Annotated in this window: 20 protein-coding genes and 1 tRNA gene; 10 read left to right on the top strand and 11 right to left on the bottom strand. The window is 71.3% G+C overall.

Features of this window, described 5'->3' with window-relative positions; translation table 11 throughout:
• Positions 1–7: 7 nt before the first annotated feature.
• A complete protein-coding gene (gene hutU / locus ACH4J0_RS35670; RefSeq protein ID WP_396245306.1) occupies positions 8–1678 on the bottom strand; it encodes a urocanate hydratase in 1671 nt (556 codons plus the stop codon).
• Between the two features lie 248 nt (positions 1679–1926).
• Here hutU and ACH4J0_RS35675 point away from each other — a divergent pair, with 248 nt between their 5' ends.
• Positions 1927–2424: a Uma2 family endonuclease gene (locus ACH4J0_RS35675; RefSeq protein ID WP_396245366.1), complete on the top strand. Its 498-nt coding sequence runs from the start codon at positions 1927–1929 to the stop codon at positions 2422–2424.
• Position 2425: 1 nt separating this feature from the next.
• On the opposite strand, the gene ACH4J0_RS35680 is transcribed toward ACH4J0_RS35675, so the two are convergent.
• Together ACH4J0_RS35680 and ACH4J0_RS35685 are read right to left on the bottom strand one after the other, a co-directional pair.
• The gene (locus ACH4J0_RS35680; RefSeq protein ID WP_033350007.1) at positions 2426–2749 is read right to left on the bottom strand and encodes a hypothetical protein; all 324 of its coding nucleotides are present in this window, start codon (positions 2747–2749) and stop codon (positions 2426–2428) included.
• 75 nt (positions 2750–2824) lie between these two features.
• Positions 2825–3694 (bottom strand): MurR/RpiR family transcriptional regulator, encoded by an 870-nt coding sequence (locus tag ACH4J0_RS35685; protein ID WP_396245308.1) that lies wholly within the window; start codon positions 3692–3694, stop codon positions 2825–2827.
• Between the two features lie 236 nt (positions 3695–3930).
• On the opposite strand from ACH4J0_RS35685, the gene ACH4J0_RS35690 reads away from it, so the two are divergent.
• Complete coding sequence (locus ACH4J0_RS35690; RefSeq protein WP_396245310.1) at positions 3931–4353, top strand: hypothetical protein; 423 nt, start codon at positions 3931–3933, stop codon at positions 4351–4353.
• 28 nt (positions 4354–4381) lie between these two features.
• On the opposite strand, the gene hutH is transcribed toward ACH4J0_RS35690, so the two are convergent.
• A complete protein-coding gene (hutH, locus tag ACH4J0_RS35695) occupies positions 4382–5965 on the bottom strand; it encodes a histidine ammonia-lyase (RefSeq protein ID WP_396245311.1) in 1584 nt (527 codons plus the stop codon).
• Between the two features lie 129 nt (positions 5966–6094).
• Positions 6095–7261, bottom strand: a complete 1167-nt coding sequence (locus ACH4J0_RS35700) for a macrolide family glycosyltransferase (protein ID WP_396245367.1) — start codon at positions 7259–7261, stop codon at positions 6095–6097.
• Positions 7262–7384: 123 nt separating this feature from the next.
• Here ACH4J0_RS35700 and ACH4J0_RS35705 point away from each other — a divergent pair, with 123 nt between their 5' ends.
• Positions 7385–7987 carry a TetR/AcrR family transcriptional regulator gene (locus ACH4J0_RS35705; protein WP_396245313.1) on the top strand — a complete coding sequence of 201 codons (603 nt, stop codon included), beginning with the start codon at positions 7385–7387 and terminating at the stop codon, positions 7985–7987.
• Here the strand turns inward: ACH4J0_RS35705 and ACH4J0_RS35710 are convergent.
• The 5 genes from ACH4J0_RS35710 to ACH4J0_RS35730 form a co-directional block, all read right to left on the bottom strand.
• Positions 7968–8321 (bottom strand): hypothetical protein, encoded by a 354-nt coding sequence (locus tag ACH4J0_RS35710; RefSeq protein WP_396245314.1) that lies wholly within the window; start codon positions 8319–8321, stop codon positions 7968–7970. The two genes, ACH4J0_RS35705 and ACH4J0_RS35710, sit on opposite strands and share 20 nt — an antisense overlap.
• Positions 8322–8539: 218 nt before the next feature.
• Complete coding sequence (locus ACH4J0_RS35715; protein WP_396245317.1) at positions 8540–10546, bottom strand: carbamoyltransferase C-terminal domain-containing protein; 2007 nt, start codon at positions 10544–10546, stop codon at positions 8540–8542.
• Between the two features lie 360 nt (positions 10547–10906).
• Positions 10907–11416, bottom strand: a complete 510-nt coding sequence (locus tag ACH4J0_RS35720; protein WP_396245319.1) for a hypothetical protein — start codon at positions 11414–11416, stop codon at positions 10907–10909.
• A gap of 120 nt (positions 11417–11536) precedes the next feature.
• A tRNA-Lys gene (locus ACH4J0_RS35725) sits at positions 11537–11609 on the bottom strand.
• 49 nt (positions 11610–11658) lie between these two features.
• Complete coding sequence (locus ACH4J0_RS35730; RefSeq protein ID WP_396245321.1) at positions 11659–12414, bottom strand: DNA polymerase beta superfamily protein; 756 nt, start codon at positions 12412–12414, stop codon at positions 11659–11661.
• 111 nt (positions 12415–12525) lie between these two features.
• Here ACH4J0_RS35730 and ACH4J0_RS35735 point away from each other — a divergent pair, with 111 nt between their 5' ends.
• The 3 genes from ACH4J0_RS35735 (at position 12526) to ACH4J0_RS35745 (ending at position 15297) form a co-directional block, all read left to right on the top strand.
• Positions 12526–13743 carry a DNA glycosylase AlkZ-like family protein gene (locus ACH4J0_RS35735; protein ID WP_396245322.1) on the top strand — a complete coding sequence of 406 codons (1218 nt, stop codon included), beginning with the start codon at positions 12526–12528 and terminating at the stop codon, positions 13741–13743.
• Positions 13744–13753: 10 nt separating this feature from the next.
• Positions 13754–14515, top strand: a complete 762-nt coding sequence (locus tag ACH4J0_RS35740) for an SDR family oxidoreductase (protein WP_396245324.1) — start codon at positions 13754–13756, stop codon at positions 14513–14515.
• Between the two features lie 86 nt (positions 14516–14601).
• Positions 14602–15297, top strand: a complete 696-nt coding sequence (locus ACH4J0_RS35745) for a tyrosine-protein phosphatase (RefSeq protein ID WP_396245326.1) — start codon at positions 14602–14604, stop codon at positions 15295–15297.
• A 460-nt stretch (positions 15298–15757) separates the two neighbouring features.
• Here ACH4J0_RS35745 and ACH4J0_RS35750 read toward each other — a convergent pair whose 3' ends face one another.
• On the bottom strand, positions 15758–16468 hold the full coding sequence (locus tag ACH4J0_RS35750; RefSeq protein ID WP_396245327.1) for a hypothetical protein: 711 nt from the start codon (positions 16466–16468) through the stop codon (positions 15758–15760).
• 391 nt (positions 16469–16859) lie between these two features.
• Here ACH4J0_RS35750 and ACH4J0_RS35755 point away from each other — a divergent pair, with 391 nt between their 5' ends.
• The 4 genes from ACH4J0_RS35755 to ACH4J0_RS35770 all read left to right on the top strand — a co-directional run bounded on the left by ACH4J0_RS35755 (position 16860) and on the right by ACH4J0_RS35770 (position 21764).
• Positions 16860–17546, top strand: coding sequence for a hypothetical protein (locus ACH4J0_RS35755; protein ID WP_396245329.1), 687 nt, complete (start codon positions 16860–16862; stop codon positions 17544–17546).
• A gap of 81 nt (positions 17547–17627) precedes the next feature.
• Entirely contained in the window at positions 17628–19049 is a 1422-nt protein-coding gene (locus ACH4J0_RS35760; protein WP_396245331.1) for a ParB N-terminal domain-containing protein, read from the top strand.
• Positions 19046–20878 (top strand): DEAD/DEAH box helicase, encoded by a 1833-nt coding sequence (locus tag ACH4J0_RS35765; RefSeq protein WP_396245332.1) that lies wholly within the window; start codon positions 19046–19048, stop codon positions 20876–20878. The genes ACH4J0_RS35760 and ACH4J0_RS35765 overlap by 4 nt, the downstream gene beginning before the upstream one ends.
• Positions 20832–21764 (top strand): protein NO VEIN domain-containing protein, encoded by a 933-nt coding sequence (locus ACH4J0_RS35770; RefSeq protein WP_396245334.1) that lies wholly within the window; start codon positions 20832–20834, stop codon positions 21762–21764. The genes ACH4J0_RS35765 and ACH4J0_RS35770 overlap by 47 nt, the downstream gene beginning before the upstream one ends.
• The last annotated feature ends 4 nt before the right edge of the window (positions 21765–21768 follow it).

Here is a 21768-nt window from a genome sequence, read left to right on the forward strand (position 1 = left end):
TCGAAGCTCACAGCTCACCCATGGGGACGCGGACCCCGCGCTCGGCGGCGACCTCGGTGGCGCGGTCGTACCCGGCGTCCACGTGCCGGATGACGCCCATGCCCGGGTCGTTGGTGAGCACCCGGCGGATCTTCTCGCCCGCCAGCGCCGTACCGTCGGCGACGGTGACCTGGCCGGCGTGGATCGAGCGGCCGATGCCGACGCCGCCGCCGTGGTGGATGGACACCCAGGAGGCGCCGGAGGCCACGTTGACCATGGCGTTGAGCAGCGGCCAGTCGGCGATCGCGTCCGAGCCGTCCAACATCGCCTCGGTCTCGCGGTACGGGGAGGCCACCGAGCCGCAGTCCAGGTGGTCGCGTCCGATCACGATCGGCGCGGACAGCTCGCCGGAGGCGACCATGTCGTTGAAGCGCTCGCCGGCCTTGTCGCGCTCGCCGTAGCCGAGCCAGCAGATGCGCGCGGGCAGGCCCTGGAAGTGGACCTTCTCCTGGGCCATCTTGATCCAGCGGGCCAGCGACTCGTTCTCCGGGAAGAGGTCGAGGACGGCCTTGTCGGTCTTGTGGATGTCCTGCGGGTCACCGGACAGCGCGGCCCAGCGGAACGGGCCCTTGCCCTCGCAGAACAGCGGGCGGATGTACGCCGGGACGAAGCCGGGGAAGGCGAAGGCGCGGTCGTAGCCGGCCAGCTGGGCCTCGCCGCGGATCGAGTTGCCGTAGTCGAAGACCTCGGCGCCGCGGTCCAGGAAGCCCACCATCGCCTCGACGTGCCGGGCCATCGACTCGCGCGAGCGCTGGGTGAACTCGGCGGGCTTGGCGGCCGCGTAGTCCGCCATGTCCTCGAAGGCGACGCCGACGGGCAGGTAGCTGAGCGGGTCGTGGGCGCTGGTCTGGTCGGTGACGATGTCGATCGGCGCGTCCATCGCGAGCAGCTGCGGGACGAGCTCGGCGGCGTTGCCCAGCACGCCGATGGAGAGCGGCTGCCGCTTGTCGCGGGCGGCGGTGGCCAGCTCCAGCGCGTGGCTGAGGTCCTTGGCCTCGACGTCCAGGTAGCGGTGCTCGATCCGGCGGGAGATCCGGGACGGGTCGCAGTCGATGCAGATCGCCACGCCGCCGTTCATGGTGACGGCCAGCGGCTGGGCGCCGCCCATCCCGCCGAGGCCGGCGGTGAGGGTGATGGTGCCCTCCAGCGTGCCGTTGAAGCGCTTGTTGGCGACGGCTGCGAAGGTCTCGTAGGTGCCCTGGAGGATGCCCTGGGTGCCGATGTAGATCCAGGAGCCGGCGGTCATCTGGCCGTACATGGTGAGCCCGAGGCTCTCCAGCCGGCGGAACTCCTCCCAGTTGGCCCAGTCGCCGACCAGGTTGGAGTTGGCGATCAGCACGCGCGGCGCCCACTCGTGGGTCTGCATGACGCCGACCGGCCGCCCGGACTGGACCAGCATGGTCTCGTCCTGCTTCAGCCCCTGCAGCGTCTTCACCATGGCGTCGAAGGAGCGCCAGTCCCGCGCGGCCTTGCCGGTGCCGCCGTACACGACCAGCTTCGACGGGTGCTCGGCCACCTCGGGGTCGAGGTTGTTCATCAGCATCCGCAGGGCCGCCTCCTGCTGCCACCCCTGCGTCGTGAGTCCCGTCCCCCGCGCCGCACGCACCTCGCGCGGCCCGCTCGCCTGCTGCTGCACCATGTCCCGGCCTCTCTGCGGATGGATTCATTCAAGCTCGGTTCGGCTGAATATATCTAAACAAGCAACTTTCGACCAGACCCCGGAGCAATCCGATCAATGCCCACGTCCGGACGCCTCGCCAGCCGTACGCTCAGGCCGAGAACACCAGCCACTCGGCCCAGCAGAGGACTGCCGTGGCGACCGTCCCGGTACGACCCGGCAGGCTGCGTCGCGCCGCGGAAGAGATCGGGTGGCACACGGGACTCCGGATCCAGGTCATCGGTGGTGCTCTGCTGATGTCGCCGCCCCGCCGGGGCAAGCACGCAGGAACGGTGCGACGCCTGCGTGAACGGATCGGATCACGGCTGCCGGCCCACCTCGACGATTACGAGCCGTCGTCCATCGCCCTGCCGGACGACCAGGACGACTACGCGACCCCGGACCTGCTTGTCCTACCCACCGAGTGGGCGGGCGAAGACGACTGGCCGGCTGACGCCCACGGCGTCGTTCTAGCCGTTGAAGTGACCCCCAGCCCCTCGCGCGTCAGCCTCATCGCCGCCAAGACCGGCTGGTACGCGATCGCAGGGGTGCCGGTCCTCCTCGCGGTCGACCCCCGCAAGGGTGAATGGACACTCCACACCCACCCCCGCGACGGCGAGTACCAGGGCGTCCTGCACGGCGAGTACGGCGAGCCCGTCCCGCTTCCCTCGCCGCTTCCCTCCGAGCTGAACACCCACGACCTTCCGCTCTACGCCCCCCGCGGCTGAGTCACGCCGCGGCGTCACCGCCGTCCCAGTCGATGCCGATCTCGGCGAGCCAGCGGCGGTCGGCGGCGTCGGGGGCGGGCGGGGAGGGTGGACGGGGGATGTTCTGGACGGGGCCGAGGCCGTACTTCTCGGCGGCCGCGGTGGCGCGGGCGTCGGGTTCGATGACGCCGACGTGGACGGCGGACTCGTCGCCCGGGTCGAGGACGGTCAGTTCGGGTTCGGGCAGGCGCCGCAGGGTGACGCGGCGTCCGCAGGCGGGGCAGGACCATTCGTCGGCACCCGAGGCCAGGCGGGCGACGAACTTCATCTCGTGGATCACGCGCATGGGCGGCACCCCCTGCACTAGGGGATGCCCGGGGTTCCTGTCGAGTACTCCCCCGGCCGTATTCCGAGGTCGTGCCTATTCCAGGAAGAGCCCCCGCGCCGCCGCCGCGTGCTCGATCGCCTCCAACCTGGCCTCCGCCCCCGGGAGTTCGTCGCACATGGTCTGCAACAGCACCCGGCCGAGCATCATCGGCGCACAGGCGGTGTCGAAGACCAGCCCGGTGCCGACGGCGGCCGGCAGCATCAGGTCGGAGAGCTTGGCGACCGGCGAGAAGGCGCTGTCGGCCACGGTGAGCACGGTCAGCCCGCACTCCCGGGCGACGGCCAGGGCGTCCATCAGCTCCCGCGGGTAGCGCGGCAGGGCGAAGCAGAGCAGCGCGGTGGCCCCCGCCGCGGTGGCCTGTTCCAGCCGGTCGGCGAGCATGCTGCCGCCCTCGTCCAGCAGCCGGACGTCCGGGTGCACCTTGGCCGCGAAGTACGCGAAGCCGCGCGCCTGCGCGGAGGCCGCCCGCAGGCCGAGCACCGGCAGCGGGCGGGAGGCCGCGAGCAGCCGGGCGGCCCGGATGATGGGTTCGGGGTCGGCGAGGAGTTCGGCGAGGTGGCGCAGGTGCTCGATCTCGGCCAGCACGGCCTGCTGGTGCTCGTTGCGCACCGCGTCGTCCGGGGTCTCCGGTGCGGCCTGTTCGCCCGCCCCGAGGTCGCGCAGCTGCTTGCGCAGCGCCGGGTAGCCGTCGTACCCGAGGGCGACCGCGAAGCGGGTGACGGAGGGCTGGCTGACCCCGGCGAGTTCGGCGACCTCGACGCTGGACAGGAACGGCGCCTCGTTGGCGTGCCGGACCAGCGAGTGGGCGATCCGCCGCTGGGTGGGCGTCAGCCGGTGCCCTTCGAACAGCTGGAGCAGCCGGGCGGAGGGACCGACGGTGCCGGCCTCGTCGGTGGCGGTCATCAGCTCTACCTCCGGATGCGAGCGTTCGGAACGACGACTGTGCAGCAGCGCGCCGCGCCTGGCAAAGACGTCTCGTACGGCGGGACGCCGGATGAGACGTCCCGATGATCGGACACCGCGGCGGCGGCCCACCCGGGACCACCGGCCTCGGGGTAACCCTGATTTCCCCCTGACCCCGCCCGGATTCCTCCCGCGAACGGATGGACCGGGCCGCACGGCGGCCCCACGCTACTGGCATGGACACTCGCCAGGACGAACTTCGGCGCGACCTCGACGCCACCCTCCAGGCCCGCAAGGAGCTCGGCAAGGAGTACGAGGAGGAGCTCGTCGACTCCTTCATGAAGCGCCTCGACGCCCGCCTGGACGCCCGGGTGGAGCGCTCGGTGGCCTCGCGGCTGGACGACTACGAGCCCGACCACCGCGACCGGGACCGGCGCCGCTCCCACCGCCCCTGGGCCCCCGGCCGGGCCGGCAACCGACTGGCGGTGATCTCGCTGGCCCTGGGCATCCCGCTGACCGCGATCGCGAGCAGCCCCGAGAGCGGCGGCTTCGTGGGCCTGCTGGCCTGCTGGGCGGGCATCATCGGGGTCAACTTCGCCGCGGCCCTGGGCAACCGCCGCGACCGGGAGGAGCGCCGGCCGCGGGGCGACTGGGACTGAGCCCCGGCCGCCCCGCGCCCGGGACACCTCAGGCCAGCGGACCGGTGACCCGCTCGACCGCCCGCACCAGGTCCCCGGAGGCGACCAGCGCGGCGGCGGCCTCCAGGTCCGGCGAGAGGAAGCGGTCGCGGCCGGCGCCGCCGACCCCCGCCTCGCGGGCGGCGGCCATCGCGGCCGCGGTGGCCGGGGCCAGCCCGCCCGACGCGTCGGCCTGCTGACGGATCTCCAGCGCACGGGCCGCGGCGGTGAGTTCGACGGCGAGGATGCGGCCGAGGTTCTCGACGGCCTGGCGCAGCTTGCGGGCGGCCGACCAGCCCATCGACACGTGGTCCTCCTGCATCGCGGAGGACGGGATCGAGTCGACCGAGGCCGGGACGGCGAGCCGCTTGTTCTCACTGACCAGCGCCGCCTGGGTGTACTGGGCGATCATCAGGCCGGAGTCCACGCCCGGGTCGTCGGCCAGGAAGGCCGGCAGGCCGTGCGAGCGGGCCTTGTCGAGCAGCCGGTCGGTGCGGCGCTCGGAGATCGAGCCGAGGTCGGCGGCGGCGATGGCGAGGAAGTCCAGCACGTACGCGACCGGCGCACCGTGGAAGTTGCCGTTGGACTCCACCCGGCCGTCCGGCAGCACCACCGGGTTGTCCACCGAGGCGGCGAGTTCGCGCGAGGCGACCAGCTGGGCGTGCGCCAGGGTGTCCCGGCCGGCTCCGGCGACCTGGGGGGCGCAGCGGATCGAGTAGGCGTCCTGGACCCGCGGCGCGTCGTCCTGGTGGTGGCCGGTGAGGCCGGAGCCCTGGAGCACGGCGAGCATGTTGGCGGCGCTGAGCGCCTGGCCCGGGTGCGGGCGGATCGGGGCGTGCAGCTCGGGGGCGAGCACCTTGTCGGTGCCGAGCAGCGCCTCCAGGGTCATCGCGGCGGTGATGTCGGCGGTGGTGAACAGCCGCTGGAGGTCGGCGATGGCCATCACCAGCATGCCGAGCATGCCGTCGGTGCCGTTGATGAGGGCCAGGCCCTCCTTCTCCAGCAGCTCGACCGGCTCGATCCCGGCGGCGGCCAGCAGCTCCGCGACGGGCTTCTCCACGCCGTCCGGGCCGGTGGCGGTGCCCTCACCCATCAGCACCAGCGCGCAGTGCGACAGCGGCGCGAGGTCGCCGGAACAGCCGAGCGAGCCGAACTCGCGCACCACCGGGGTGATGCCCGCGTTGAGCAGCGCGGCCATGGTCTGGGCGACCAGCGGGCGGACGCCGGTACGGCCGGAGGCCAGGGTCTTCATCCGCAGGAACATCAGCGCGCGGACCACCTCGCGCTCGACCGCCGGACCCATGCCCGCCGCGTGCGAGCGGACCAGCGAGCGCTGGAGCTGGGCGCGCAGCTCGGGGCTGATATGCCGGACGGCGAGCGCGCCGAAGCCGGTCGACACGCCGTAGACGGGGCGCGGCTCGGCCGCGAGGGCATCGATCCGCGCCCGGGCGGCCGCCATCTCGGCGAGCGCGTCGGGACCGATCTCGACCCGGGCGTTGCCCCGGGCGACGGCCAGCACGTCCTCCGCACTGACGTCGGCCTTGCCGACCTGGACCAGCGGAGCGTCGGGGGCCACAGCACTGTGCATATCCATATACATAATCACATCAGGTGAATGGAGATATGACAACAGCTGCTCACCATCCGGATTCTCCGACGCCCGGATCCGGGCCGCACCCCGGGGCCGCCACAGCCCGGCCCGGGTGCGCGGCGCAGGCGGCCGTCAGCCCTTCAACTCGGCCTCGATGAGGTCGGCGGCCCGCGCGGTGCCGCCCTCGGCCCGACCGGCGGCGGCCAGCGCCTTGAGCCGCTCGGCCACCGCGGCATCCCCGACCAGCTCCAGCAGCGCTCCCCGCAGCGCCTCCGGGGTGGCCGCGTCGGTGTCCAGCCGGCGGGCGACGCCGAGGCCGACCAGGGCGTCCGCGTTGGCGAACTGGTCGGCGGCCTGCGGCACCGCGATCATCGGCACCGCGTGGAACAGGCCCTCGCTGGAGCCGCCCATGCCGGCGTGGGTGACGAAGGCGTCCGCCTGGGCGAGCACCGACAGCTGCGGCACCCACCGGTGCACCTCGACGGTTTCCGGCAGCTCACCGAGCTCGGCCGGGTCGGTGTGCTTGCCGATCTGCAGCACGACGTGCCAGCCCGGCAGGCCGCCGAAGGCCTCGACGCAGGCCCGGTAGAACGCGGGCCGGTGGGTGAAGGCCGAGCCCAGCGAGACCAGCAGCACCTTCTCGACGCCCGCCGGGCGCTCCCACCGCCCCTGGTGGGCACGGTCACCGAAGCAGGGCCCGACGAAGCTGACCCGCCGCTCGTCCACCCGGTCCGCGTTGGGCTGGAGCGCCCGCGGGACGAGCGCGATGCACCGCTCGGGGCGGTTCTTGAAGGCCTCGACGTCCCGCTGCACCGCGCCGGCCCCGGCCAGCCAGTCGGCGAACCGCCGGTAATGCTCGGGACCGCCGGGGCCGTTGCGGATCGCCTCGAAGACCTCGGCCAGGTCCTCCTCGACGCCGTCCCAGCCGACGAAGCTGGAGGACAGCTGCACCACCGGCACGCCGAGCCGTTCGCCGAGCGCCCGCCCGGCGAAGCCCGCGATGTCGTAGAGGACCAGGTCGGGGCGGTCGTCCTCGAAGGCCTCCAGCAGGGCGGACCACATCGACAACGCGTCGTCCAGGAACACGTCCTGGATCGCCACCGGGTCCTCCGGCCAGCCGGCCGGGTCGTCGGCGAGCGGCAGCGCGGTCGCGTACGGGACGAAGGACGCGCCGGTGGACTCGACGGTCTCACGGAAGGACGGGTCGTTGACGTAACTGACCCGGTGGCCCCGGGCGGCCAGCTCGGTGATCACGGCGAGGCTGGGGTTGACGTGCCCGTGCGCCGGGACGGAGGCCATCAGGATGTGTGCGGGGCGGTTCACGGGCACCTCCGGGGACGACGATGAAGACGAGACGTTCCGTCTCGCAGCACTTGAGAAGACAATACGTCTCGTCTCGCCGTCTCGCATAGAATTTTTCCCATGGCCTCCAGAACCGCCCCCGACCCCGCCCGCCGCAGCGAACGCGCCCGCGCCGCCGTCCTCGCCGCCGCCACCGAACTCGTCGCCGAAGTCGGCTACGGCAAGCTGACCGTCGAGGCGATCGCCGCCCGCGCCGGGGTCGGCAAGCAGACCATCTACCGGTGGTGGCCCTCCAAGGGCGCCGTGGTCTTCGACGCCTTCCTCGCCGTCAGCCGGCACGACGGCGGCCTCGCGCTCCCCGACACCGGCGACCTCGCCGCCGACCTGAGGGCCGTCCTGCGCCCCACCTGCGAGGAACTCACCGACCCGGGCGCCGACCGCACCTACCGCGCCATCATCGCCGAGCTACTCAACGACCCGGCGCTGCACGCCGAGTACCGCACCCGCCTGCTGGACCCGCTGCTGGAAGTCACCCGCGACCGCCTCCGCGTCGCCCGCGAGGCCGGCCAACTCGCCCCCGACGCCGACCTCGACCTCGCCGTCGAACTTGTCTACGGCCCGCTCTACTACCGCTGGCAGTACCGGCTCGGCCCGCTCACCCACGAGCACGCGGACCGCCTGGTCGACGCCGCCCTACGGGCCCTCAACCACTCCGCCGCCTGACCGCGAGCACCACGACCAGCACGACCAGCACGACCGCCAGCACGGCGAGGGCGAGCCAGCCGAACACCGCGTCGAGCGCCCGGCCGACCACGCTGCGCCTGGCCTTGCGCTTGTGCCGCGACACGGCGGTGTGGTCGGTGATCTGATGCGCCCGCAGCCCGGTCCGCACCGGGTGCGCCCGCCCCGGCACCGTCCGCACGGCCGCCGGGCCGCTCACCCCCGCCGATGCCGTCGGCCGCACCACCGGCACGGCCGCCGCCGGCCCGGCCGCCGCCACCCCGCCGCCCAGCACCAGGACGCCGACCACCGCCGCACCCACCAGCCGACCACCCATGGCCACCCCCGATCCCCGATCCAGCCCCGCCACGATCCCACCCCGGCCCCCACCACGGCACCCCGCCCCCTGCACCGCGACCCACCCGGGACACTCCGGTCACCGAACCGGCACATCCCCCCCGGGGGCCCCCCCCCCCCCCCCCCCCCCCCCCCCCGGGGGGGGGGGGGGGGCCCCCCCCCCCCCCCCCCCCCCCCCCCCCGTTCCGGGTTCCGGCGCTACTTGCCGCGCCGCAGCGGGTTGATCACCCCGAACGCCCCGGTCAGCGTGGACGGGTCGACGAAGGAGCCTCCCGGCCCGTGGGTGCGGCGGAAGTTGTTCACCAGCCCGGAGAACGACGGGTCCACCTTCGCCCGGTACGCGGCCAGCAGGTTGACCCGCTCCGGCGTGGACAGCTCCTGCTCGGCCCGCAGCTGGTGGCTGCGCGAGAGGTGGTACATGCCCTCGACGGTGTAGCCGGCGTCCAGCCAGCCCTGCCACAGCGCGTCGCGGTCCGCCTCCTGCCCGGCGAAGTACTCCAGGGCGCGCGGGCGCGGCTCGGTCGGGGCCTCGGCGGCCGGCACCGGCTCGGCCCGCAGCTCGACCCGCCGACCGCACAGGTACAGCACCGGAACGCCCTTGCGCACACAGAAGTTGAGCGCCTGCGCGGCCTGGTCGACGACCGCCTCGGCCTTGTCGTTGAGCGAGGTGTTGCACAGGATCGGCACCCCGGTGGCGGCCCGGAAGGCGTCCAACGCCCGGTGCAGCGCCGGGTTGGACTCCGCCGTGACGGTCTGGTGCCGGGCCGAGCCGTCCAGGTGGACGATCGCGGGCACCAGCTCCCGTGCCTCCGGCCGGACCTGGACCGCCTCCAGCATGTACGGCGACTCACGGTCGGAGGCGAACCACTCGCCCGCGTGCTCGGCCATCACCATCGGGGCGACCGGCCGCCACCACTGGCGCCGCTTGTACTCGTTCAGCAGGTCCTTGACCTTCTGCGAGCGCGGGTCGCCGAGCAGGCTGCGGTGGCCCAGCGCGCGCGGGCCGAGCTCGGCCCGGCCGTCCACCCAGGCGATCACGCCGTCCGAGACGTCGGCGACGAAGCGCTCGTCCTCGAAGTCCGTGACCGAGACGATCCACGGTGCGAACTCGGCCAGCGCCTCCTCGGTGTCCAGCACGTCCCGGCCGTAGTACGGGGAGACGATCCGCAGGTCCGAGGCGTCGAGGGCGCCGGACCCGTACAGACCGAGCAGGCCGAGGCCGATGCCCTGGCCGGAGTCGTTGGCGCACGGCGGGGTGACCAGGCCGCGGAAGCCGAAACGGTCCATCAGCAGGGTGTTGGTGGGGCAGTTGAGCGCGTAGCCGCCGGTGGTGGCGAGGTGGGTGTCCTCGGCGCGGATGCCGCCGACCTCCAGCAGCCGTTCCACGTTGCGGATCGCGACGCCCTCGCAGCAGCGCTGGATCACCTTCATCACCGCGCTGCGCAGGTGGTCCTCACGGCTGAGCGAGTCGTCCAGCTCGGCGCCGGCGAGCTGCTGTTCGGCGGCGTCCACCACCGAGCGCACCAGGTCGTGGGCGGCCTTCCAGGGCTGGGTCGCCGAGCCGCCGAAGAAGGTGACGTCGGCGATCGCGGCCTCGGCGTCGAACTCGATCGCGGCGGTGGAGGCGGAGGCGAGCGCCATCAGCGAGCCGGGCTCCAGCCCGAACACCGTCTCGGCCGCGGTGTACAGCGGCCCGGGGGACTCCACCGGCTCGAAGGTGATCCGGCCCTGCTTGACCACGCAGCCGGCGTACCAGTACGGGTTGGGGCGGCTCTCCTGCGCGTAGTCGGGCAGGGCGTCGATGGCCAGGCCGACGATCTGCCCCTCGCGGAACAGCGGGACGTCCCGCAGCACGCCGCTGAACAGGTGCGCCAGGCTGTGCAGCGGGAAGTCCTCCGCGCCGGCCGGCTTCGGCACCGGCTGTGCCTTCGGCAGGCCGGGGGTGCCCCAGGTGGCGGTGACGTCGTCGAGGGTCAGCCCCTCCTCCGCCAGCAGTGCGGACAGGAAGGCCTCGGACCGGCCCTCGGTGTACAGCGGCCAGAAATGGTGCTTCTGCCCGCTGACCCGTTCCAGTTCCCAGACCCGGACCAGTTCGACGTCGGCCCCCTCCCGGCGCCACAGCGCGACGTTCTGGTCGTGCCGGACCGAGAAGACCGCACCCGGCCCCGGCGGTGTGAGATAGGCGGAAAGGAAATGCTCGGCCACGGTTACCTCTTTTTCCTCGGTCTGCCAGGTTCTGTCAGGACGAGGTATTTCCGGCCCGTTCGCGAGGGGATTTCCCGCACCCCGCAAGGGCCGGCCGCCTGCCCCCGGCGCCAGCGACTACCCGGTCATTCGACCACGGGCGCGGACGGGCGGTACATACTGAAATCCCCGTTTACGCACGTCCCGGAACCGGGGCGTACGCATGCGCAGCGGGGCCCGGCTCCGAAACGTCATGGTCCGCACCGGGCGCCCACCTGCGCGTTTCCCTCCGTCCACGGAGAACGGCCCGGGCTGCAGGCAGTGGCTGGACCACTGCCCGGGGCCCGGGCCGTAGGTGGGGAAGTACGGAGGTGGGGGACGTCAGGCGTCGGCGCCGGCCTTGGCGTCGTGCGCGGCGAAGAACTCGTCGGCGATCGCCCGGGTGCGCGGCAGCTCGGCGACCGGCTCGCCGATCACCCGCCCCGCGAGCTCACCGGCCAGCCGGATCACGTCCTCCCGCAGCTCGGCCTCGGCGAGCACCCGGTCCGCCGCCAGCTGCACCTGCGCCTCGGCCAGCATGGTGTCCCGCAGCGCCTGCCCCTCGGCCCGCAGCTGCGCGATCAGCGCCGCCCCCTCCTCGGTGGCCGTCTGCCGGATCGCCGCCGCCTCGTGCCGTGCCGCGACGAGCTCCGCCTGGAACTCCTCGTACACCCGCCGGGCCTCCGCCCGCGCCTCCTCGGCCCGCTCCACACCGCCCTCGGTCGCGTCCCGGCGCTCCCCCAGCAACTTCTCGATCCGCGGCAGCAGCACCGCCCCGAGAACGCCGAAGATCAGGAAGAAGCAGACGAGTCCGACGACGAGTTGAGCAAGATCCGGCTTCAAAGGTCCCATGGCATCAAGATAGTTGAGCCTCCGTCGCCCAACTCCGGCGGGTCCCGCACCGGCCCCGGAGACGACGAAGGGCGCCCTCCCCGAAGGAAGGACGCCCAGGTCGGAAGCACTGCGGCCGGGTGGGGCATCAGGGGCTCGAACCCTGAACCTACGGATTAAAAGTCCGCAGCTCTGCCAATTGAGCTAATGCCCCGCGGCTCTCCGTAGCGGGCTGGTCCCGGGTGGGGAGGGCCACCGCGATCCTACCCGGTGGGCCCCAGGGCTCCGCCAGTGGATTGGGTGGGCGCGCCGGGGGCGGCGGGAGGAGCTTGGGGCGGGCCGTAGTGGGCGGCGCGGACGCGGCGGAGCCAGGCCTCGGCGGGGCGGGGGTCGGGGGCCTCGGGCAGGACGCCGGGGCGGGCGAGCCGGCCGGCGGCGTCGGCGAGCAGGGGTTCGGCGGTGGCGGGGCGGTCGGCGATGCGTTCGCCCAGGTCGCGGACGCGTTCCGGGTCGGGCAGCCGGATCAGGTTGTGTCCGGTGCGGTGCAGGCGCACGGCCTGCTCGACCAGCCGGACGAGGTGCCGGGCGTGCTTGGCGGCCCGGCGCCGGGTGGCCGGGTCGGTGGTGTCGCGGGTCAGCAGCTTGCGGAACTGCTGGTCCGCGTACCCGAGGTAGGCCCTGCGGACGGCCGGTGCGCTGAGGAAGCTCGACCGGATCCCGATCAGTTCGCGACCGAGCGGGGTGACGGTCTCGTACAGGTCCTCGGGCAGCCAGACGAGTTCGGAGGCGGTGGGGTTGCAGGACAGCGCCAGCCGGCACCACTTGGCGGCCTCGTGCAGGGTGACGTCGGGCTCGGTGGTGACGTGCGACTCGGCGGGGCGGTGCAGGCCGTGCAACTCCTCGGTGGGGGTGGCGAACAGGCCCAGCCGGTCGAGGTCGGAGCCGGCGTGGGCGAAGCCGTACGCGGTGGAGCCGACGATGCCGGACAGCAGCACGGCGCCGGGGGCGGCGGTGGGCATGAGCGGGGCTCCTCTCGAACGGGCTGCCGGGGAGCGCATCCTCTCCCGAGTGGGCCGCGCCGGGCGAGCGATTTCCGGACCGGGGCCCGCCCGGCCGTCGATACTGGCCCCATGCAGCACGATCCCCGCCCGGAAGCCGTCGGCGTCGAGAAACTGCGGGCCTGGTGGTCCCACCGGCAGTGGCTGGACCGCCCGCACACCGGGGCGTCGGCCGCCGAGGTGCTGGCCGCCACCGGCTGGTCCCGCTCGGTCGGCGGCGCGGCCCCGTACCTGGGCCTGTTCGCCCGGGCCGGGCTCGGGCGGGCGGCGGTGGACGCGGCGGTGGCGGGGTTGCAGGTGCACGAGCTGCCGGCCGCGCGCGGCTGCACCTACGTGCTGCCGGCCGCCGACTTCGCGCTCGGCCTGGCGGTCGGCGCTGCCGCCCCGGCGGGTGAACTGGCCGCCGCGGCGAAGCACCTGGGGGTCGGCCGGGACGAGGTGGAGCAGCTCTGCCTGGCCATCGAGCGGGTGCTGTCCGACGGCGGGCCGCTGGACCCGACCACGATCCGGGAGGCGGTCGGCGACGCCGTCCGGCCGCTCGGCGAGGCGGGCCGCAAGCGAGGGCTGTCGACCACCCTGCCGCTCGCCCTCGGCCTGATGCAGTCGCGCGGCCGAATCCGCCGGGTACCGGTCAACGGCCGCCTGGACCAGCAGCGTTACGGCTACGTCGGCTGGGACCAGCCGGTCGCGGGGGACGCCGTCGACCTCGCCCGCCGCTACTTCTCCTGGGCCGGTCCGGCCACCCTCGGCCACTTCCGCTGGTTCTCCGGCTTCACCGCGGCCACCGCACGCCGGGCCGTCGCCGAGGCCGGGGCGGTCCCGCTCGCGCCCGGCTCCGAACTGCTGGTGCTGCCCGAACTCGCCGAGGAGTTCGCCGGGTTCGAGGTGCCCGCCGAGCCGCACTACACCCTGCTGGCCGGCATCGACGGCATCCACCTGCTGCACCGCGACCTGCCCCGGCTGCTCGACCCCACCGACGCCGCCCGCCCGCTGCCGGCCGGCCGAACCGGGCGCACCTTCGGCAGCGAGGCCGACCCGCAGACCCACCTGGTGCTGGACCGCGGCCGGATCGTCGGCCTGTGGGAGTACGACACGGAGCGGGCAGAGATCGTCCACCAGTCCTTCGTCCCCCTGGACGACGCGCTGCGCGGGGCGGTGGCCCGCACCGAGGCGTTCGTCCGGGACGAGCTCGGCGACGCCCGCGGCTTCAGCCTCGACTCGCCGAAGAGCCGCGCCCCGAAGATCGCCGCACTGCGGGCAGCCGCCCGCACGGAGCAGCAGGCCGGGTAGCGTACGGCCCATGTCGACCACCACCAACGACGAGGTCCTCATCGTCACCGGCGCCGGCCGCGGCATCGGCGCCGCCACCGCCCTGCTGGCCGCCCGCCGCGGCTACCGGGTGTGCGTCAACTACCGTGCGGACGAGGACTCGGCCACCGCCGTCGTGGACGCCGTCCAGGCCGCCGGAGGCACCGCGATCGCCGTCCGGGCCGACGTCAGCCGCAGCGCCGAAGTGGAGCGGCTGTTCACCACCGTGGACGCCGAACTCGGGCCGCTCACCGGGCTGGTGAACAACGCGGGAACGCTGGAGCGGCAGTGCCGGCTGGAGGAGATCGACGAGGACCGGCTGAACCGGATCTGGGCCGCCAACATCACCGGCCCGTTCCTGTGCGCGGCCCAGGCCGTCCGCCGGATGTCCACCCGGCACGGCGGGCGCGGCGGCGCGATCGTCAACGTCGGCTCGGCCGCCTCCCGGATCGGCTCGCCGAACGAGTACGTCGACTACGCGGCCGCCAAGGGCGCGGTGGACTCGATGACCCGCGGGCTGGCGCTGGAGGTCGCCGACGAGGGCATCCGGGTCAACTGCGTCCGCCCGGGCCTGATCCACACCGGCATCCATGCGCTCGGCGGCGAGCCCGGCCGGGTCGACCGGGTCGCGCCGGGCCTGCCGATGCGGCGCGGCGGGGAGCCGGAGGAGGTCGCCGAGGCGATCCTCTTCCTGCTGTCCCCGGCCGCCTCGTACACCACGGGAGCGTTCCTGGAGGTCTCCGGCGGGCGGTGAGCACCCTGTTCGGCGTCCGCCGGACGCCGAACAGTCCTCTCCGGTTTCCTTCCCCCCGCTCCGTCCGCACCCGTACGGTGGGGGCCATGACCGCTGCCTTCATCGACATCCCCGGCGTGCGCAACTTCCGTGACGCGGGCGGGATCGGCGCCCTGCGCCGGGGTGTGCTGTACCGCTCCGGTTCCTTCCACACGCTCACCGAGGAGGGCGCCCGGAAGCTCAAGGACCTCGGCCTGCGGACGGTGGTCGACCTGCGCAGCCCGTTCGAGCTGGAGACCTGGCCGGACCAGCGGTACGGCCTCGACCACGAATCCCTCAACCTGCCGACGCTGCCAGCGAACCGCGGCGACCTCGACCGCCCCTGGCCCGAGGACCAGGCCGGCCTCTACACCTTCATGCCGGAGACCGCCGGCCCCTCGCTCAGCGCGGTCATCCGCCGGCTGGCCGCCCCGGAGGCCGTCCCGGTGGTCGTGCACTGCGCGGTCGGCAAGGACCGCACCGGCCTCACCATCGCCGTCCTGCAGTCCCTGCTGGGCGCCTCGGACGCCGACATCACCGCCGACTTCCTGCTCTCCAACCTCGGCCTCGGCCTCGACGGGGGCCCGATCCCGTACATCGACGAGACCGGCAGCGAGCGCCTCTCCCGCCCGGTCGCCGCCGAACACATCGCCGCCTCCCTCGACTGGATCCGCACCCAGCACGGCACCGTCCCCGCCTACCTCCACAGCCACGGCCTCACCGACGCCGACCTGGACGCCCTCCGGGCCAACCTGTCGGCCTGAGGGCCGGCTTCATCTGCTCGCTCAGGGGATCGGTCGTAAGCCGTTCGGGCCCAGGCTGACTTCGTGGGTCACGATCGGAAACCTGGTCCTCTTGAATCACCGCGCGCAGACCCCATCCGCACTACCTTGCCGATAGCCTGACCATCCGGCCCACGAAAACCAGTCGTACGCAATCCGTGAACGGGCAAATGGGAATCGACGTGACCGGCTGGAGTTCGATGTCCCCACTATCGGCAGTAAGCTCCTGTCATGGCGCGGTCCGATAACCAAATCTCGCCGTCGCCGACGCCGAGCACCTCGCCCGCACCCTCCGCCGAGGTCTGCGACACATGCACCTCCAGTCAACCCTCATCGAGGGATGCCTGACCGGCACCGGACTGTCACCCGCACACCGACTCCACCCTGACCTCAGGTAACCCAGCACTACCGGTGGTTACGTGCCAGCAGGGCTGAACCCTGGTCATTGTGAGGTCGCCACCTTCAAGACCAGGTCAGCCTCCTGGTAGCGCTGAGCTGAGTTGAACAGACGCACGATGTGCAGGACCTCCGTCGACGGGCGCCGCGCCGCGCTGTGCAGCATGGCATCCGCGGCAACGACGAACCCTCGGTCCTGGCAGGCCATCACCACGTCGGGGATCCGGTGAGCCGGTAGCTTGTCGCCGGCTTCGGCGAGAACCAGGTGCGCGTCCCGGTCTCTGCCCGCCCTGAGGTAGTTGATGGCTTCCTCGAGACCCGGCTCGAGTGCGGTCGGCGCCGTGGTGTTCTGCCGGTCCCCCTGGTGGAGGGAGACCGGCAGAACCGACGCACCACTGTCGTCCGTGCCAACGGGCCGGCTTTCAGCGCCGTGGTCGGCCGAGACCGCGTGCGAGCCGGGGTTCTCAGCCCCGGCCGCCGTGCCGATGGTGGGGCCGTCCGCACAGGTCTCGCTGCGGTGACCGCAGATGGTGCAAGTCCGGTGCTGTTCCCCCGTGCACCGGTCGCACGGCCGCTGTGACGCCCGCTCACGCAGCTCCTTGAGATCAGCCGAGGACCACACCAGCTCACGCCCTACATGTCGGCGCACCATCTTGTAGAACCGCTCCAGCGTCTTCCAGGGCGGAACGACCCGGGCGTGCAGGTAGCTGCTGAGGGTGCTCTCGGCGATGTTCAGGCGCTTCGCATTGGCTGCCATCGTTCCCGGCTTGTGTCCCGTGGGTGCCCCGTCCGTTCCTCGCTGACAAGAGCTGAGCTGGCGGTACAGAGCACACATGACCGTCGCCAGCTCCCGCTGTTCCGGAGTGCTTCCCTCCGCGAAACTTCCGCCGACCTGTCCAAGCGGTGGCACGACCCCTCCTCAGTGTCCGCACAGTGGTGGCCATCCGAGTGTGTCCGATCAAACCGGGGGTGAGAAGGCGACCATCTTCAGAGTGTCCGCGAAAGATCGTTTGGGGCTGGCGCCAGCCCGGCTTCCCGCCCTTAACTGGATCCCGTCCACGTGGGTGGTCTGCTGCATTGGACCGCTCCGCGTTTCCGTGCGCTGCAGCCCGCGTGGACTCCATCGCGCTCAACTAGGAGGAACAGCCATGGCACTGCCCTCATGGGAAGACACCACTCTGGGTTCGATGAAGCGAGTGGGGCTGTGGCTGGCCACTGCAGCCGGCGAAGGTGGGATCTTCACGTACGCACAATTGCGCGATGTGTTCCCCGGCGTGGCCCAGATCGACCGCAGGGTGCGCGATCTGCGGAGCCGTGGCTGGCGCATCGACACCGCCCGCGAGGACACCCGACTCGGCGCCAACGAACTGCGTCTGGTGTCCATCGGCGAACCGGTCTGGGAGGAGCGCAAGGGCCCGGGGAAGGAAACGTCCGGCATCACCGGCACCAGGCGCCGCGAAGTGCTGACCAAGGACGGCCACATCTGTCGCAGCTGCGGCATCTCCCCGGGTGAGGAATACGCCGAGTCATACGAGCGTTCCCAGCTGGACATCGCCCGCCGCGAGGTGCGGCTAGAGGACGGCACCACGGCCACGGAGCTGATTACCGAATGCCGACGCTGCCGCGTCGGAGCCACTCACCTGCAGACCGACGCCGCCCGGACGATCGCTGAGATCGCGCATCTCGGCGCCATGGAGCTCCGCATGCTCGCCTCCTGGGTGAAGGAGGACAAGCGGGAGTTCGGCAAGGTCGAGCTGCTGTGGGCGGCCTACCGCACCATGCCGGCTGAGGCCCGGGCGCGCTTCCGGAACGTCCTCCAGTCCAGCCTGGGGTAGCGGTCCGGTCTCCGTCCCGTCCGCGCGATCTCACCACCATCCGCAACAACGCGTCCCTACGTTCAGAGGAGAACTGGATTCATGAGCCCGGACCTTGGCCGCCCCCCAATGGCTGCGTACAACCAGGATCTGGTCGAGCAGCGGCTGAACGAGGCTGCCCTGGCTGGCGGGGTGCGCGAGTCCGTCAAGATCGAATGGCGCGGTCGCGACTTGAACGTCGAAGTCATCGACATGCCGACGGACAGCCTCTACTACAACGCCGGAACGCACCGGATCCGGGCTCAGCGCAGCCACGACCCGAAGCTCGACGCCTCGCTCGATGCCAGTCCTTGGAGCCCCGAGAGCCAGGACTACCTGCACCACCTGCTCCAGGCCAAGCCGTCGAATCCCCATGAGACCGACCCGGATTTCACGGAGCTGAAGAAGAGCATCGCCGACTTCGGCCAGAATGATCCGGGCCTGATCACCCGGGACGGGATCCTCGTCAACGGCAACACTCGACGAGCAGCGTTGAAGGAACTCGGCCACCAGACCATCCGCGTCGGAGTGCTCCCTGGTGACGCCACCTGGGCAGACATCAGCGCGGTGGAGCTCTCCCTGCAGCTCCGCAAGGATCACCGGCGCGATTACTCCTACATCAACCGGCTCCTCGCGATCGAGGAGCAGGTCGCACTCGGCCGGCCGATCGGAAGTGTGGCGCACGACTTCCGCTCCAACGCAGCAGCGTGCGAGCAGGACCTGTGGATCCTGTCCTGTATCCGGGAAATGATCGAACGCAGCTCCGACGGTGAAGTCGCACTTCGGCTGGTTGACTTCGAAGAGCATCAGGAGAAGCTCAAGGAACTTCGTCGTCGATACGCGAAGGAAGTCAGGGAGAACAGGCGGGAGAACGCAGAGCTGATCAAGGAAGCCCGTCTGGCCGCAATGATCCTCGGCTTCTCCAAGACCGATGTCCGAGTCATCGAAGAGGACTTCCACGACCGCTACCTCAGCAGGCAGTTGCCGGAGGTCTTCCGCCAGTCGACCGCGAAGGCTCCTTCGGCAGTGTCCATTCCCGGGCTGAACCGGTCGGTCCAGCCGGCCGAGACGTCCAAGGTCGCGGCAGCGAAGGCCTTCACGGACTCGGTCCTGCGGGTCAAGGCAGCTGAAGCCGCAGCCGACAAGCTCCCTCCTGAGCAGATCAGGGCCGCCGCCCAGAGCGTGAAAGCCGCGAAGGACGCCGTGGAGGTGGCGCTTGACCCGGCTGGCCGCGATGCCCGCTTGCGGAAGCGGAAGAGGGCGGCCCCGGATCGCCTGAACGACGCGAGCCAGGACATCGATCAGTGCATCACGGACCTGGTACTGTCCCGCGGTTCCCGCAGCCTCGATGAGGAGGCGTTCGACGAAGCCGTACTGCTACTGCGTGAAAGCCTCGCCAAGCTGGCCAAAGAGGCTCAGCGCAGCATCGTCGAGGCTGGGGACGGAGTCACCTGGCTGCTGAACGCTGTACGGGAGAATGAGTGAGTCTGACCGCAGAACCGTCTCTGCAGATTGGCTTCGACGTCACGCGGACCGCTGCTGTCCTACGGGCAGCAGCGGGGTTCCACCATGACCTCGCACGACTCTCCATGCGATTCGGCAACGGAGGCATGCGTGGTGTCTCGTCGGCCGAAGTCCCGCTGGACGATTTCCTCGCCAGCCTCGATGAACTCGCCAGCTGGCCAGCACCGGAGAGCGTGCAGTGGGAGGACGCTCTTGCCGAACTAGCTGGCAGTGTTCTCGACGACGCCGACACCGCCAGCAGGCAACTGTCAGGCTCCTCCTCTGACGAGATCATCATCCCGGCGGATTCCGTACCGGGCCTGCTCGGCGACAACTGGGTGGCCGACCTCACGTCCTTCCAGCGGAGGGACGTGGCCCGACTGCTCTCGCTGCGGCACGGAGCCAACTTCAGCGTGCCCGGCGCCGGAAAGACCCGTGCCACTCTGGCTGTCTTCGCGGCCCTGCGTGAGCAGCAGGAAGTCAGCCGTCTTCTCGTGGTCAGTCCGAAGTCCGCCTATGAGGCGTGGCAGGCCGAAGCCGAGCTGTGCTTCCAGCAGCCACCCCGAACGGCTGTCCTTTCAGGCGCACCCGATCCTGGCGCTGAAGTCCTGATCGTCAACTACGAGCGTCTGAACCGCCAGCTGGCTGCCCTCGCCGGGTGGCTGAAGGCTGCACCGAGCATGCTCGTGCTCGACGAAGCACACCGGATGAAGCTCGGATCGCAGGGGACCTACGGCGCCGCGTGCATGTCGCTCGGTCCCCTCAGCAAGCGTCGGCTCATCCTCACCGGGACGCCCGCGCCCAATGGAGCCAAGGACCTTGAGAACCTGCTTTCCTTCGTGTGGCCCGGCCACGGACGGCGGGTCGTCAGCCAGGCCGTCGGAGGGGGCGACCTCGCGCATGCCAGCACTGTCCTGCGTCCGCTGTACACCCGGACCACGAAGCGGGAACTCAAGCTTCCGCCGGCCGTGACGACCATTCGGTACGTCGAGATGCCAGCCCTCCATCGCGAGATCTACGACGCGCTGGCGGGCCAGTACTCAGCACGCGCGGAAGGCGCTCGAACGGATTTCGAGGCGCTGGGGCGGTCAATGCTCCGAATGCTCATGGCCGCCACCAGTCCTGCGCTGCTCATTGAGGGCAGCAGCGCCTATGAGCCGCTTGAATACCGTCTTGATCCGCTGGACGTTCCAGCCAGTTCCTCGCTTCGAACCCTCATGGCGGAGTTGCCGTCGTATGAGCTTTCACCGAAGTACCAGGAAGCCCGGCAACTGGTTGCCGCCAACGCCGCCCGGGGACGGAAGACACTGGTCTGGGCGAGCTTCGTACGAAGCCTGACCACCCTCGAAGCGATGTTCACGGACTTCGGACCAGCCCTCGTCCACGGCGGCACCGTGGACCGGGAAGCCCAGATCCGGCGCTTCCGGGAGGACCCTGACTGTATGGTCCTGATCTCCAACCCCGCCACACTGGGCGAGGGCATCAGCCTGCACCAGGTGTGCCATGACGCGGTCTACGTGGACCGGGACTTCCAAGCCGGCCGGTTCCTGCAGAGTCTGGACCGGATCCACCGCCTGGGGCTGGCACCCGACGCCGAGACCCGAATCACGGTCCTGGCTTCCCGTGGTTCGGTCGATGAGATCGTAGCGAAACGGCTGGAGCTGAAACTGCAGTTCATGGGCAAAATTCTCGATGATCCGGCTGTCCAGCAGCTCGCGGACCTACAGGAAGAGCCATCCGTCGCGGCAGGAATGGACATCGCGGATGTCCAAGCCTTCTTGGAGCACCTTGATGACGCCGCTGCCCGCTGATGGAGCGATGAAGGCCGCACTGCGCTGGCTTCACATGCTGCGGACGGAGGACGCCCACCGCGCACGGGCGCTCTTCACCAGCCATACCCGGTACGCCGATTTGACGCCAAGCCAGTACGACGATGGCCTGACCTGGCTACGGCGGATCGGGCTGGTGCCGTTGCCTGGCCACGCAGCAGGCCGGTATAGGACGGCGGATCGGCTTCTCCGCCTTGAGCTGCTGGAGCGAACCCTGGCGACAGCACGCCCCGACTGGCTGACCGAAGACCGCAACGCCACTTCTGGAGTCGACACACTGCCCCCTGCCGCCCAGCGGCTGGCAGCTGTGCTCGATCTCAGCCATGACGACACCGCCGCCTCCATATCCAGTGCCTGGCTCGCCGAACGCACCCGGCTCGGTGCAGCCGGGGAGAATGCTCTGCTGACCCTGCTCCGGCGCGCAATGACCGCAGACGTCATTCACGTATCCGCCATTTCGGACGGCTTCGGTTACGACATAGCGGTGGAATCAGGCGGCTCCAGCGTTCATCTGGAGGTCAAGAGCACATCTAATGCCGCCGGTCAGGTGCTGTTCCTGTCACGGCACGAATACGAGACCATGCGTACCGATCCGGCGTGGCTCCTGGTGTTCCTCACCCTCGACCGGCGGGACCAGCCAACAGCGATCAGCACCGTCGACCGGCACTGGATAGCCGAGGCCGTTCCGGCCGATCGGCAGGGCCATGGGTCACAGTGGGCTTCAGCCCGGCTACGGGTCCCGTCGACGGCGCGCATCCGTGGTATCCCCGCAGTTACGAAGTGGCTCCTGAGCGCCGCCGCCGCAGGTGTCCGGGAGCCGGATCCGTCCGCCGTCCTGCTTGCCAGCGGTGCAGCGCCCACTGGCTGACTGC

The organism is Kitasatospora sp. NPDC017646 (assembly GCF_044329365.1).
Taxonomy (GTDB): domain Bacteria; phylum Actinomycetota; class Actinomycetes; order Streptomycetales; family Streptomycetaceae; genus Kitasatospora.

Bases quoted from the DNA above. Each gene is read 5' to 3' on its own strand.
- hutU (WP_396245306.1), bottom strand. From the start codon at position 1,678: ATGGTGCAGCAGCAGGCGAGCGGGCCGCGCGAGGTGCGTGCGGCGCGG.
- ACH4J0_RS35680 (WP_033350007.1), bottom strand. From the start codon at position 2,749: ATGCGCGTGATCCACGAGATGAAGTTCGTCGCCCGCCTGGCCTCGGGT.
- ACH4J0_RS35685 (WP_396245308.1), bottom strand. From the start codon at position 3,694: ATGACCGCCACCGACGAGGCCGGCACCGTCGGTCCCTCCGCCCGGCTG.
- ACH4J0_RS35690 (WP_396245310.1), top strand. From the start codon at position 3,931: ATGGACACTCGCCAGGACGAACTTCGGCGCGACCTCGACGCCACCCTC.
- hutH (WP_396245311.1), bottom strand. From the start codon at position 5,965: ATGGATATGCACAGTGCTGTGGCCCCCGACGCTCCGCTGGTCCAGGTC.
- ACH4J0_RS35700 (WP_396245367.1), bottom strand. From the start codon at position 7,261: ATGGCCTCCGTCCCGGCGCACGGGCACGTCAACCCCAGCCTCGCCGTG.
- ACH4J0_RS35705 (WP_396245313.1), top strand. From the start codon at position 7,385: ATGGCCTCCAGAACCGCCCCCGACCCCGCCCGCCGCAGCGAACGCGCC.
- ACH4J0_RS35710 (WP_396245314.1), bottom strand. From the start codon at position 8,321: ATGGGTGGTCGGCTGGTGGGTGCGGCGGTGGTCGGCGTCCTGGTGCTG.
- ACH4J0_RS35720 (WP_396245319.1), bottom strand. From the start codon at position 11,416: ATGGGACCTTTGAAGCCGGATCTTGCTCAACTCGTCGTCGGACTCGTC.
- ACH4J0_RS35730 (WP_396245321.1), bottom strand. From the start codon at position 12,414: ATGCCCACCGCCGCCCCCGGCGCCGTGCTGCTGTCCGGCATCGTCGGC.
- ACH4J0_RS35735 (WP_396245322.1), top strand. From the start codon at position 12,526: ATGCAGCACGATCCCCGCCCGGAAGCCGTCGGCGTCGAGAAACTGCGG.
- ACH4J0_RS35740 (WP_396245324.1), top strand. From the start codon at position 13,754: ATGTCGACCACCACCAACGACGAGGTCCTCATCGTCACCGGCGCCGGC.
- ACH4J0_RS35745 (WP_396245326.1), top strand. From the start codon at position 14,602: ATGACCGCTGCCTTCATCGACATCCCCGGCGTGCGCAACTTCCGTGAC.
- ACH4J0_RS35750 (WP_396245327.1), bottom strand. From the start codon at position 16,468: ATGGCAGCCAATGCGAAGCGCCTGAACATCGCCGAGAGCACCCTCAGC.
- ACH4J0_RS35755 (WP_396245329.1), top strand. From the start codon at position 16,860: ATGGCACTGCCCTCATGGGAAGACACCACTCTGGGTTCGATGAAGCGA.
- ACH4J0_RS35760 (WP_396245331.1), top strand. From the start codon at position 17,628: ATGAGCCCGGACCTTGGCCGCCCCCCAATGGCTGCGTACAACCAGGAT.
- ACH4J0_RS35770 (WP_396245334.1), top strand. From the start codon at position 20,832: ATGTCCAAGCCTTCTTGGAGCACCTTGATGACGCCGCTGCCCGCTGAT.